The 12,151-nt window shown below is 70.1% G+C and carries 10 protein-coding genes and 1 pseudogene; 7 read left to right on the top strand and 4 right to left on the bottom strand.

The genetic code is table 11. The features are described from left to right. Positions 1–24: 24 nt before the first annotated feature. Entirely contained in the window at positions 25–2,505 is a 2,481-nt protein-coding gene (locus ACODR1_RS17135; RefSeq protein ID WP_488881534.1) for a sensor histidine kinase, read from the top strand. Next, positions 2,498–3,139: a response regulator gene (locus ACODR1_RS17140; RefSeq protein WP_488881535.1), complete on the top strand. Its 642-nt coding sequence runs from the start codon at positions 2,498–2,500 to the stop codon at positions 3,137–3,139. Before ACODR1_RS17135 ends, ACODR1_RS17140 begins: the two co-directional genes overlap by 8 nt. A 3-nt stretch (positions 3,140–3,142) precedes the next feature. Here the strand turns inward: ACODR1_RS17140 and ACODR1_RS17145 are convergent, their stop codons facing one another. Beyond that, the gene (locus tag ACODR1_RS17145; protein ID WP_488881536.1) at positions 3,143–4,207 is read right to left on the bottom strand and encodes a LacI family DNA-binding transcriptional regulator; all 1,065 of its coding nucleotides are present in this window, start codon (positions 4,205–4,207) and stop codon (positions 3,143–3,145) included. Between the two features lie 203 nt (positions 4,208–4,410). Between ACODR1_RS17145 and ACODR1_RS17150 the strand changes: the two genes are divergently transcribed. Next, positions 4,411–5,667, top strand: coding sequence for an MFS transporter (locus tag ACODR1_RS17150; RefSeq protein WP_488881537.1), 1,257 nt, complete (start codon positions 4,411–4,413; stop codon positions 5,665–5,667). Positions 5,668–5,727: 60 nt separating this feature from the next. Here ACODR1_RS17150 and ACODR1_RS17155 read toward each other — a convergent pair. Continuing rightward, a pseudogene (locus ACODR1_RS17155) lies at positions 5,728–5,799 on the bottom strand (hypothetical protein); the annotation flags it as partial. Between the two features lie 60 nt (positions 5,800–5,859). Between ACODR1_RS17155 and ACODR1_RS17160 the strand changes: the two are divergent. After that, positions 5,860–6,666: a TrmH family RNA methyltransferase gene (locus tag ACODR1_RS17160; RefSeq protein WP_488881538.1), complete on the top strand. Its 807-nt coding sequence runs from the start codon at positions 5,860–5,862 to the stop codon at positions 6,664–6,666. A gap of 122 nt (positions 6,667–6,788) precedes the next feature. Continuing rightward, positions 6,789–7,766 carry an alpha/beta hydrolase gene (locus ACODR1_RS17165; RefSeq protein ID WP_488881539.1) on the top strand — a complete coding sequence of 326 codons (978 nt, stop codon included), beginning with the start codon at positions 6,789–6,791 and terminating at the stop codon, positions 7,764–7,766. A gap of 134 nt (positions 7,767–7,900) precedes the next feature. Here ACODR1_RS17165 and ACODR1_RS17170 read toward each other — a convergent pair whose 3' ends face one another. Beyond that, complete coding sequence (locus ACODR1_RS17170; RefSeq protein ID WP_488881540.1) at positions 7,901–8,281, bottom strand: type II toxin-antitoxin system PemK/MazF family toxin; 381 nt, start codon at positions 8,279–8,281, stop codon at positions 7,901–7,903. A gap of 60 nt (positions 8,282–8,341) precedes the next feature. Further along, on the bottom strand, positions 8,342–10,462 hold the full coding sequence (locus ACODR1_RS17175) for a lytic transglycosylase domain-containing protein (protein WP_488881541.1): 2,121 nt from the start codon (positions 10,460–10,462) through the stop codon (positions 8,342–8,344). Between the two features lie 243 nt (positions 10,463–10,705). Between ACODR1_RS17175 and dapA the strand changes: the two genes are divergently transcribed. Together dapA and smpB are read left to right on the top strand one after the other, a co-directional pair. Next, positions 10,706–11,590, top strand: a complete 885-nt coding sequence (gene dapA / locus ACODR1_RS17180) for a 4-hydroxy-tetrahydrodipicolinate synthase (RefSeq protein ID WP_488881542.1) — start codon at positions 10,706–10,708, stop codon at positions 11,588–11,590. Next, complete coding sequence (smpB, locus tag ACODR1_RS17185; protein WP_058349779.1) at positions 11,590–12,048, top strand: SsrA-binding protein SmpB; 459 nt, start codon at positions 11,590–11,592, stop codon at positions 12,046–12,048. Before dapA ends, smpB begins: the two co-directional genes overlap by 1 nt. Positions 12,049–12,151 lie beyond the last annotated feature (103 nt).

The following is a 12,151-nucleotide window of genomic DNA, read 5'->3' on the forward strand; positions in this document are numbered from 1 at the left end:
GGGGGGGCGCCCGACGGCTGGATCATGTCGGTGGTGGCGGCGCGCGACGGCGTGCTGTGGGTGGCCACGCTGGACAAGCTGTTGTTCCTGCGCCGTGGGGCGCGCCGCTTCGAGACGACCAACGCCAGGGTCGAGAGGGGCGCCGGGCTGGCCGAGGACGCGGCCGGCCACATCTGGATCTCCGACCAGGCGGGAACGCGCCGGCTGCCCGACTACGCCGCCGGCCAGACCAGCGCGCGGGGGCTGCCCAACTATCCGGCGCCGGGGCGGCGCCTGCGCACCAAGATCGCCTTCGCGCCCGACGGCAGCCTCTGGGGCGCGACCGGCTCGGCCGGCCTGTTCCGCATCACCCATCCCGACGGGCCGGGCGTGATGACGACCTACGGCGTCAAGGACGGCCTCACCGACGACCAGGCGGCGTCGATCTTCGTCGACCGCGAGGGCACGGTCTGGACCGGCGGCGACCGGGGCCTCAACGCCTTCGTGGCGCCCAGCATCGTCGAGGAGGCGGCGATCCCGGCCGGGGCGGACGAATACTACATCGCCGAGGACGGCCGTGGCCTCGTCTATGTCAGCGACAGCGCCGGCCTCTTCGTGATCCGCCCCTACGCGCCGCCGGTGAGGATACGCCAGGGCCTGACGCGCGACATCGTCCTGTGCGGCGGCGAAGGCGCTGTGTTCCTGCTGCACGACGGCGTCGTCGACGAAATCCGGGACGGCCGCACGGTCTCGTCCTTCGCGATGGACAAGCCCCGGACGCTGTTCCGGTGCGTCGTCGGGGCGGGCGGGACGCTGTGGGTCTCGTCCAACGACCACGGGCTGGCCATGCACGACGAGACCGGCTGGCATGACCGGCGGGCGCTGACCAGCGGCGTCGACGAGCAGTTCGCGGTCGATTGGCGCGGCCGGCCGATCGTCATCAGCGGCTTTTCCAGCCTGACCCGCATCGACGGCGACAGGACCACGGCCTGGAGCCGCGCGCAGCTGCGGCTGGGCCGCCTGACCTTCGTCCACGACGGCGCGGCCGGCCTAGTCGCCGGCGGGGCGGCGGGCCTGGCGCGGCTGTCGCCCGGCCGCATCGAACACATCGACCTGCGCCGCCACCCCTGGCTGCGCAACGTGCGCTACATGCTGGAGACGCCCGACGGCGAGGTCTGGCTGTTCACCTTCTCCAGCATCGTGCGGCTGTCGGCGGCCGACCTGGACCGGGCCTTCGCTCATCCCGACGATCCGATCCCGCATCGCGTCTTCGACGAACTGGACGGCCTGACCAGCGGTTCGGCCCGCTATGACGGCGTGCGCGCCGCGCGAGGCGGCGACGGCCGGCTGTGGTTCCTGGGCACGGCCAGCGTCATGCGCATCACGCCCGGCGGCCTGATGCGCAACGATGCGCCGCCGCCGGTCTTGGTCCGCGCCGTGACGGCGGGCGGACGGCCGTTCCCCGCGACCGGTTCGATCAGCCTGCCGGTCGGGACTTCGAGACTGCAGATCGACTATGCGGCGCTGAGTCTGCGTACGCCGAGCCGGGTGCGGTTCCGCTATCGGCTGGCGGGGATCGACGAGACCTGGGTGGAGGCCGGATCGCGCCGCACGGCCTTCTACAACAACCTGCCGCCGGGCCAGTACCGCTTCACGGTCGTGGCCGCCAACGACGACGGGGTCTGGAACACCACGGGCGCCTCGCTCGACGTGACCGTGCCGCCGACCTTCTGGCAGTCGCGACTGTTCCTGGTGCTGTGCCTGCTGGCTTTCGCGGCCATGGTCTGGGGGCTCTACCGCGTTCGGCTGCGGGCGGTGACGGCGCGGATCCGTACACGGATGAATGAGCGGATCGCCGAGCGCGAGCGCATCGCCCGCGAGCTGCACGACACCCTGCTGCAGGGTGTGCAGGGGCTGATCCTGCGCTTCCAGCTGATCGTCGAGGACCTGCCGCGCGACCAGCCCCAGCGGGCGCCGCTGGAGCGGGCGCTCGACGCCGCCGACGAGGCGCTGGGCCAGGCCCGCGACCGGGTTCTGGACCTGCGCGCGGCCGATCGGGCCGAAGACCTGGAAGCAGCGCTCTCCAAGCTGATCCAGGCGCAGGGCGGCGAGGGCGGGCCGGCGGTGGGCGTCTTCGTCGAGGGAACGCCCCGGGCGCTGGACGAGATCGCCGCCGACGAGGTGCTGGCGATCGTCGGCGAGGGGGTGGCCAATGCCCGGGCCCACGCCGGCGCCGGCTGCATCGAGGTTCGCGTGACGTTCGGACCGCGCCGCCTGACCCTGGCGGTGGTCGATGACGGCAAGGGCATGGCGCCCGACATCCTGCGCGAGGGCGGCCGACACCGTCATTTCGGTCTGGCCGGCATGCGCGAGCGGGCCCGAACCCTCAGCGGCAGGCTGGCCATCGACAGTTCGCCGGGCGGAGGCACGCGCATTGTCGTCACCATCCCCGCGCGGGCGGCCTATAGTCCCAGGCCTTGGCCGTCGTGGCGCGCGCTGCTTTCCTGGAGACCCTGGCATGGATGACCCGAGCGCTCCCGCCGGCCTCATCCGGATCCTGGTGGCCGACGACCACCCGATGCTGCGGGACGGCATCGTCGGGCTGATCGACCGGCAGGCGGACATGCGGGTGGTGGGCGAGGCGGCCGACGGCGTCCAGGCGCTGGAGGCTTTCGCGGCCCTGCGCCCCGACCTCACCCTGATGGACATCCAGATGCCGGGCATGGACGGCGTGGCGGCGATCGAGCGGATCCGGGGCCTGGACCCCCGGGCGGCGGTGATCGTCCTGACCACCTATCCCGGCGACACCCTGGCCCTGCGGGCCCTGAAGGCCGGGGCCAGCGGCTATCTGCTGAAGAACTGCATCCGCAAGGAGCTCTTGGAGACCATCCGCAACGTCCATGCCGGGCGGCGGGTGCTGGCGCCGGAGATCGCCCAGGAGATCGCCCTGCACGCGCTGGAGGAGCCGCTGACCGATCGCGAGCGGGTGATCCTGCTGCAGGTCGCCGAAGGGCGGGCCAACAAGGAGATCGCCCGGCGCATGTCGGTGTCGCCGGATACGATCAAGGCCTGCCTCAAGACGATCTATCTCAAGCTCGACGTCGGCGACCGCACCCAGGCCGTCGTCGCCGCCGTGCGCCGGGGCTATATCGGTCTTTAGGCTCTAGGGCGCCGGCGGCGGGGCCGTCGAGGCGCGGTGGATCAGCTCGAACGGCAGCAGTTCGTCGATCGGGGCGGCCATGGCGCCGGCAGCTCCGCCCTTGACCTGGCCCTTGATCAGCAGGCGCGTGGCCAGTTCGGCCATCTCGACCACGGGCTGGCGCACGGTGGTCAGCTGCGGACGCGAGAAGCGGGCGCTGGGGCTGTCGTCGAAGCCGGCGACCGAGACCTCGCCGGGCACCAGCACGCCGGCCTCGGCAGCGGCGGCCAGGACGCCCAGCGCCATGTCGTCGTTGGAGGCGAAGATCGCAGTGGGGCGGTCGGGCAGGGCCAGGAGGGCCTTGGCCGCGTCGTGGCCCGACTGGAAGGTGAAGTCGCCCTGGCGGATCCAGGCCTCGTCGACGGAGAGGCCGCGGGCTTCCATCGCGGCGACATAGCCGGCTCGGCGGGCCTGGCTGGCGCCGTGGCGCGGCTCGCCGACCACGAAGCCGATGCGCTTGTGGCCAAGGCCGGCCAGGTGCTCGGTGACGTCGCGGGCGGCGGCGAAATTGTCCATGTGGACGCGCGGGCCGGGGCCGTCGGCCTCTTCCGGGCCCAGGCGCACATAGGGCGTGCCGGCCTTGTTCAGGAGTTCCAGCACGATCTCGTTGTCGGAGCTGGGCGGGGTCAGGATCACGCCGTCGGGCTTGAGGGCCGCGAGCAGGGCGCCGACCTCCTGGCGGATCTGCGGGGCCTCGTGGTCGATCAGCTCGACCAGCAGGTGGTAGCCGGCGTCGCGGCATTGCAGCGTGGCGCCCAGCTGGATGCGCGACAGGTAGTCGGCGCCGCGCTCGCTGCGCCAGTGGTCGATGGTCAGGGCCGCGTCGACGAACACGGCGATGACGAAGCTCTTGGAGCCGGCCAGGCTGCGGGCCGACAGGTTGGGGCTGTAGCCGAGCGCCTGGGCGGCCTCGAGCACGCGCTCGCGCATCATCGGCCGCACGTTGGGCTCGTTGTTCATGACCCGCGAGACGGTCTTGATCGAAACCTCGGCGCGCGCCGCCACGTCGTAGATGGTCACCGAGGCCATCGGTCTGCCGTTTCCCCCGCTAGCGGACTCAACCCTTTGTCCGAGCCTAGAGCATTTGTCGTGCCTAGGGCGACCCCGCCAGCGACGAAAAAACTCGGGGACAGGCCTGAAGGCCCCTTGCCGGGCGCTGGCGTCGCGGCGAAGGTCGCCGGGCAGGCGAACGCGGCGGCTTTAAATGACCGCGTCGGTTACAGGGAGCAGCCATGTCGCGGAGCGGCGCCAGCCGGCCGGTCGAACCGGTTCGGCCGAGTTTCATCGCCGCCTTCACCTTCGCCCAGATGGGCGCGTTCATCAGCTTCATGCCGCTGATACAGGTGCTGCTGCCGCTGAAGGCCGCCGCGCTGGATCCCGCCCAGAAGGCCCTGGTTCTCAGCCAGACGGCGTTCTGGGGCGCGCTGATCGCCAGCATCGCCAACCTGCTGGCCGGGGCGATCAGCGATCGGACGACGTCGCGCTTCGGCCGCCGGCGGCCCTGGCTGCTGATCGGCCTGGTGGGCACCGTGCTGGCCTATGGCGCGATCATGCTGGCCGACAGCCGGCTGGAGCTGATCCTCGGCGTCATCGTCTTCCAGCTGGCCTTCAACATGTTGTTCGCCGCCCTGCTGGCCCTGTTGCCCGACCGCGTGCCCGACGCCCAGAAGGGGCGGGTGGCGGCCTTCCTCAGTCTCGGCCATCCGATCGGCGCGGTGGCGGGCGCGGTTCTGGTCGGGGGGCTGCTGGCCTCGGAAGCCTCGCGCTATGCCGCCATCAGCGTGGTTCTGGTGCTGGCCATCGCCCCCTTCGCCCTGCGGCTGAAGGACCCGCCGATCACCGCCGATGCGACCGAGCGCTTCAGCCTGGTCGGGTTCCTGAAAGGCCTCTGGGTCGACCCGCGCAAGCATCCCGACTTCGCCCTGGCCTGGGTCAGCCGGTTCATGGTGCTGGTCGCGATCACCCTGACCCAGTGCTACATGCTCTATTACCTGCAGGACGCGCTGAACTACCCGGCGCTGTTCCCCGGCCAGCGGGCCGAGCAGGGCCTGGCCCTGCTGACCACCGTGGCGACCGTGGCCAATGTGGCCTGCGCGATGCTGTTTGGCATGCTGAGCGACCGGCTGGGGCGGCGAAAGCTGTTCGCGGCGGGCGCGGCGATGATCCTGGCTGCGGCCATGGTGACCTTCTCGCTGACGCCGGGCTGGACGGTGGTGCTGGTCGGCTTCGTGGTCTTCGGCTGCGGGGCGGGCTGCTACTACGCCGTCGACATCGCCCTGGTCAGCCAGGTGCTCCCCTCGCAGGACGACGCGGGCAAGGACCTGGGGGTCATCAACCTGGCCAACACGCTGCCGCAGGCCCTGGCCCCGGTGCTGGCGGTGTGGTTCCTGGGACCCAGCCGCACGGACTATCATTCGCTGTTCCTGGTGGCGGCGGGGCTGGCCATGGCTGGCGGTCTGGCGATCCTTCCGATACGGGGCGTGCGGTAGTTCTCAGACTCAATTGATATCGCTCTTCGGATCGTCATCCCGGAAACGGCAAAGCCGTTATCCGGGACCCAGGGGCCGGCGCAGTGCGGGTGGTCCTGGGTCCCGGCTCTCCGCTGCGCTGCGGCCGGGATGACGATAAATTTGAGCGTTTGATGTTGGCGAGGCCGCCGAACGTTCATCCTGGAAACAGCCTTGCCGCAGTTCGTCACCATCACCGATCCCGCCGACCCGCGCGTGGCCGCCTATCGCGACATCAAGGAGCGCGATCTCGTGGGCCGGGAAGGGCGCTTCATCGCCGAGGGCGAGACGGTGCTGCGGGCCTTCGTGCGCGACGCGCCCCAGCGCGTGGAATCGCTGCTGATCGATCCCAAGCGTCGCGACAAGCTGTCGGCGGTGTTCGACGGCCTGCCCGAGACGACCCCGGTCTACCTGGTCGAGCAGGCGGTGCTGGACGTCGTGGCCGGCTTCCACCTGCATCGCGGGGTGCTGGCGGTGGGTCGCAAGCCACGGGCGATCCCGGCTGCCGAACTGTTGGCGGGACTGCCCGAGCAGGCGGTGGTGCTGGCCCTGTTCGGCATCGCCAATCACGACAATCTCGGCGGCATCTTCCGCAACGCCGCCGCCTTCGGGGCGGACGCGGTGCTACTGGACGCCGACTGCTGCGATCCTTTCTACCGCAAGGCCATCCGCGTCTCGGTGGGCGCGACGCTGAGCGTACCGACAGGCTACATCGCCAGGGACGAGGACGCGGTCGACCTGCTGAGCGACGCGGGCTTCACGCCGCTGGCCCTGACGCCGTCGGCGGGCCGCACCCTCGCCGAGTTGGAACCGCCGGCTCGGGCGGCCGCATTGCTGGGGGCGGAGGGGCCGGGGCTGTCGACCGACGTCATCGCGCGGGCGCAGGGGATCGGCATTCCGATGGCCAATGGCTTCGACTCGCTGAACGTGGCGACCACCAGCGGGATCGTGCTGCATCACCTGAGGTTCGGCGGTCGCTGATCTTGTCCACCGGTTACCTGGCGCTCTAAGGTCCGCGCCAAACTTAAGTTGGCGCGTGATGGCCGCCGAAACCGCTGACACTTTCGGCTATCACGCTTGCAGTAGAGTTCGGGAGAAACGTCATGCCGCAACTGAACCGCCGGAGCGCCTTCGCCCTGCTGGCAGGGATCACCGCCCTGTCGACCGCGAGCATGGCCAGCGCCGCGCGCAAGCCGGCCGTGCCCGAGCCGAGCGAAGTGCGGCCGCTGTGGCCCAATGACCCGCCGGGCTCGGCGGGCGTGACGGCCCAGGAGACTGTGATCGAGCGCAGCGACGGCAAGGGCCCGCGCGACCGGGCCGTGACCCACACCCGAAAGCCGACGCTCAGCCTGTTCCGTCCGCGCAAGCCCAATGGCGCGGCGGTGATCCTGATCCCCGGCGGCGGCTATGAGCGCGTCGTCATGGACAAGGAGGGCTTCGAGACCGCCCAGTGGCTGGCCGATCGCGGCTACACCTGCTTTGTCCTGCTCTATCGCCTTCCGGGCGACGGCTGGGGCGCGGGCCCCGACGCGCCGCTGCAGGACGCCCAGCGGGCCATGCGCCTGGTGCGCTCGTGGGCGCCGGGCATGAAGTTCGATCAGCAGCGCATCGCCGTCATGGGCTTCTCGGCCGGGGGTCACCTGGCGGCCAGCCTGACCACCCGCTTCGAGGCCCAGGTCTATGATCGCGTCGACGCCGCCGATGATCTGTCGGCGCGCCCGGACCTGTCGGCCCTGATCTATCCGGTGATCACCATGGTGGCCGGGACCACCCACGCCGGCTCGCGCAAGCAACTGCTGGGCGCGTCTCCCTCGTTCGAGGCCGTACAGGCCTATTCGGCCGAGACGGGCGTCGGCGGGCGCACGCCGCCGGTGTTCCTGGTCCATGCCGCCGACGACAAGGCCGTGCCGGTCGAGAACAGCCTGATGATGTTCGCCGCCCTGAAGGCCAAGGCGATCCCGGCCGAACTGCACGTCTTCGAGGAAGGCGGCCACGGCTTCGGCCTGCGCTCGATCGCCGGCAAGCCGGTCGCGGCCTGGCCGACGCTGTTCGAGACCTATGCCAAGAAGAAGGGGATCTGAGGGGAGCCGGAAATGACAAAGGGCCGGTTTCCCGGCCCCGTTCGCGGAAGCGGCGAGACTTGTCATCGTCTGTCGCCGCACCGGCTGCCTTTTGAGGGGCAGGCTCACAAGTCCCTTACGGGAACCTTCCAAATTTAGGGCACGCCGAGAGCGATTGCAACTCCAGCGCGGATCGCTGTCAGATCCGGCGCTGGCAGCGTCGGTACGACATACCTGCCGCGTCCTGCCTTGCACCGGTCGAGGCGGGCAAGGGAGACCGTGGCCACCATGTCGCATTTTGCCCAGCAGGTTATCCCGTGCGGGTTCGGTAGGGGGCTTTGAGCCAACTGATGGTGATAAGCCTCCTGCGGATCAGGCGCCGTCGTGGAGAGCGGCACCACCGTCACGAGTTGGCGGTTACGCCGATTACGGGCCAGGACGACGACAGGTCGCCGCTTGATCATTTCCGGCGCGACATACCCCTGGAAGTCGCACATCACGACCTCGCCGGGCCGCGGCTGGTAAAGCAGAGCCATAAGACTCAGTACGCGCGACAGGCTGGCTTGAAATCAACCTTTAATTGATTTTTCCGTTTCCTACCGCCCGCCGATCGGCGCCATGGTCCCCGAGGCTGGCGCATAGCTGTAGCCGCCGCGCTTGAGGTCGGCCGAGAGGGTGAGGGGGGCGACGCCGCCGTTGAGGCGGGCGCGGTAGACCATGGTCGTCTCCAGGGTGCGCATCACGTAGTTGCGGGTCTCGCTGAACGGAATGCACTCGATGAAGTCGAGCGGGTCGGTCGATGCGCCGCGCGGATCGCCGCACAGGGCGGTCCACTGCGGCGGACGGCCGGGGCCGGCGTTATAGGCGGCCGCGGCCATGATGTAGGAGCCGCTGAAGCGGTTGATCATGTCGCCCAGGTACACCGAGCCCAGGCGCATGTTGTAGTCGGGCTCGAACAGGCGATCGACGCTGTGGCTCTCGCCCAGCTTGCGGGCGACGCCGGCGGCGGTGGGCGGCATCAGCTGCATCATGCCGCGCGCGCCGACGCCCGAGCGGGCGCGGGGGTCGAAATTGCTCTCCTGGCGCGAGATCGAATAGACGAAGGCGGTCTCGGCCGCGCCCGGAATGGGCGTGAAGTGGTGATCGAGCAGCGGATAGCCGCGCTCGGGCAGGATGAAGCCGCGCTGGGCGGCGGTGCGGACCGCGCGCATGGCCAGGTCCTGGTCGCCGGTGTTGCGCGCGAAGTCGACCAGCAGGGCCTGCTCCTGGGCGGTCGGCAGCTGGTCGTCAATATAGAGAACCAGGGCGCGGAAGGCGTCGTTGGCGCCGACGTCGCGCAGCAGCTTGGCGGCGCGGATCAGCTCGCGGCTCTCGAAGCGGGCGCGGTCGGCCTGCGTGATCACCGGATCCTTGTCGAGGCGGATCTCCTTGATCCCGGCCTTTTCGGCGGCCAGCTGGCCGTAGAAGGTGGTGATGTGGCGCGCGCCCTCGGCGTAGAAGGCCTGGGCGGCGATGACGTCGCCCTGCGCCTCGGCCGCGCGGCCCTGCCAGTAGAGGGCGCGGCCGCGGGTGATCGGCGAGGCGCCGATCTCGTTGATGCGGCTGAAGTGGGCGGCCGCGGCGTTGGCGTCCTTCAGGCGCGACAGGGCGATCCAGCCGGCGAAGAACTCGGCCTCGGCCGCATCGGCGCCGCCCGGCAGGCCGGCGTTGGCGGCGGCGTAGGCGCCGCGGCTGTCGCCGTTCTTGATGGCCGACATGACCAGTTGCTTGCGCTCGCGCCAGATGGGGCCGGCGGTGTCGTCGGACGGCGGGGCGGCGGGGAAGTAGCGCACGAGGTCGAGCGCCATCACGTCCATGCCCTTGCGGCGCAGATAGGCCGCGCGCTCGAAGGCGACGCCCGGCGAGACCTGCTGGGTCGGCGTGAGGGCGGCCACCAGGTCGTTGGCGTTGCCGGCGTTGGAGCGCAGGGCGATGCGGGCCTGGGCGGTCGCCTGCTGGTCGTAGGGCAGCATGGCGACCATGTCGCGCGCGGCAGGGCCTTGCGGGCCGTACAGCAGCATGTCGGCGCGCTGGGCGTAGTCGTCGGCGGTGAGCATCGCGCCGAAGCGGGCCTGCATGGCGCGCTGGGCGTCGGCCTCGAAGGTCTTGCCGCGCCAGAAGCGGCGGATCAGGTTCGTGGCGTCCTGGCCTCGGCCGCTGGCCTGGTAGGCGCCGGCCAGGGCCATGGCGCCTTCGGCGGTCTGCGGTTCGGAGCCGCCGAACCAGGCGATGGTCTGGGCCGGGGTGAGGCCGGAGGTCGACAGGGCCTTCTCGGCGGGCAGGTCGCGGCGCGAGCTGCGCGGCCAGCCGTTGAGGTCGCGGCGGGCCTGGTCCAGCTCGAAGAAGCTCATGCTCTCGGCGCCGACGTCGGCCAGGGCCCACAGGGCGATCTTGCGGGCCAGGGGATCGGAGATGCCCATCATCGCCGCGCGCACGGTCGAGGCCGAGCGCTGGCCCATCACGGCCGCACGCAGGTTGGCTGCGTCGGTGTCCGACAGCGTGCCGGCGTAGGCGGTGGGCGGGGTGCTGACGAGGCCGGGGCGGGCCGAACCGGTATAGGGCTGGGGCGCGCTCGGCAGGCCTTCTTCGTTCAGCTGCTCTGTCTGGGCGTCGGCGACGCTCGCGACCAGGGTCAGGCTGACGCAACCGAGAAGAAGCCGACGAATCCCAAAAGCCAAAACGCGGTCTCCTTCAGTGCCGAGGCGGTGGTCCATGCCCTTGATGAGGGCGTCTGGCGGCCGATTTTGGGCCGCATGAGCCCTATAGCCCGGTTCGCCGGTTGATCGACCCGCCTTTCAACGCCGCAGAGCGACGAAAAGGTCGGAACGACCAGTTGCGGTCGAGGGGGGCGGAGACATATTGTCCGCCCCCACGTTTCAGCCGCAACTCTCGCGGCGTCTGCTCACGGCAAATTGCAAGTCATGGTCCATTCCCCTTTCAAGGGCGTCATCCCGGCCCTGGTCACCCCGTTCCTGAACGGCGAGGTCGACGAGAAAGGGTTCGTCGCCCTGGTCGAGCGCCAGATCGCCGGCGGCGTGCACGGCCTGGTGCCGGTCGGCACGACGGGCGAGACCTCGACCCTGTCGCATGACGAGCACAAGCGCGTCGTCGAGCTGTGCGTGAAGACCGCCCGCGGCCGCGTGCCGGTGATCGCCGGCGCGGGGTCGAACTCGACCGACGAGGCCATCGACCTGGCGCGCCACGCCAAGACCGTCGGCGCCGACGCGGCCCTGGTGGTCACGCCGTACTACAACCGCCCCAGCCAGGAGGGCATGTACCAGCACTACAAGGCGATCAACGACGCCGTAGAGCTGCCGGTGTTCGTCTACAACGTGCCGGGCCGCAGCGGCGTCGACATCTCCAACGAAACGTTGGTGCGCCTGTCGAAGCTGCCCAACATCGTCGGCATCAAGGACGCCACCGGCGACCTGACGCGCATCAGCATGCAGCGCATCACCTGCGGGCCCGACTGGGTCATGCTGTCGGGCGACGATCCGACGGCCCTGGGCTACATGGCCCACGGCGGCCACGGGGTGATCTCGGTCACCTCGAACGTCGCGCCGGACGCCTGCGCCACCTTCATGAACGCCTGCGTCAGCAACGACTGGGAGACGGCCCGCTATTGGCAGGATCGCCTGATCAAGCTGCACAAGGCCCTGTTCCTCGACAGCTCGCCGGGCCCGACCAAGTTCGCCCTGGCGCAGCTGGGCCTGTCGACCGAGGACGTGCGCCTGCCGATCACGCCGTGCAGCGAGGCCGTGCGTCCGGCGATCGTCGAGGCCATGCGCGAGGCGGGTCTGGTCTGATGACCAAGCCGATCGCGGAAAACCGGCGCGCCCGGTACGACTACTTCATCGAAGAGACCTTCGAGGCCGGCATCATGCTGACCGGCACCGAGGTGAAGTCGTTGCGCGTCGGCCGGGCCAACATCGCCGAGTCCTACGCATCGGTCGAAGGGCGGGAGATCAAGCTGATCAACGCCGACATTCCCCCTTACGGCCACGCCAACCGCTTCAACCACGAGCCGCGCCGTCACCGGAAGCTGCTGCTGCATCGCAAGCAGATCGAGAAGCTGATCGGCGCGGTGCAGCGCGACGGCCGCACGCTGATCCCGCTCAAGCTCTATTGGAACGAGAAGGGCCTGGCCAAGCTGGAGATCGGCCTGGCCAAGGGCAAGAAGAACCACGACAAGCGCGAGACCGAGGCCGCTCGAGACTGGGCGCGCGACAAGGCGCGGCTGATGAAGGGCGACCGGGGGGATTGAAGGTGATCGCGAAGCGATCGGTGGGGGGAGTGGTTGCGAAGCTGGCCCCCGCCTCGAAAGCTGAAAACGGCCCCCCTCCGGCCCTTCGGGCCACCTCCCCCAC

The organism is Caulobacter sp. FG7, from assembly GCF_057808875.1.

Excerpts from the sequence above, each read along its gene's own strand:
- smpB (WP_058349779.1), top strand. The coding sequence starts at position 11,590 with ATGACCAAGCCGATCGCGGAAAACCGGCGCGCCCGGTACGACTACTTC.
- ACODR1_RS17165 (WP_488881539.1), top strand. The coding sequence starts at position 6,789 with ATGCCGCAACTGAACCGCCGGAGCGCCTTCGCCCTGCTGGCAGGGATC.
- ACODR1_RS17150 (WP_488881537.1), top strand. The coding sequence starts at position 4,411 with ATGTCGCGGAGCGGCGCCAGCCGGCCGGTCGAACCGGTTCGGCCGAGT.
- ACODR1_RS17140 (WP_488881535.1), top strand. The coding sequence starts at position 2,498 with ATGGATGACCCGAGCGCTCCCGCCGGCCTCATCCGGATCCTGGTGGCC.
- ACODR1_RS17135 (WP_488881534.1), top strand. The coding sequence starts at position 25 with ATGTCGGTGGTGGCGGCGCGCGACGGCGTGCTGTGGGTGGCCACGCTG.
- ACODR1_RS17170 (WP_488881540.1), bottom strand. The coding sequence starts at position 8,281 with ATGGCTCTGCTTTACCAGCCGCGGCCCGGCGAGGTCGTGATGTGCGAC.
- ACODR1_RS17145 (WP_488881536.1), bottom strand. The coding sequence starts at position 4,207 with ATGGCCTCGGTGACCATCTACGACGTGGCGGCGCGCGCCGAGGTTTCG.
- dapA (WP_488881542.1), top strand. The coding sequence starts at position 10,706 with ATGGTCCATTCCCCTTTCAAGGGCGTCATCCCGGCCCTGGTCACCCCG.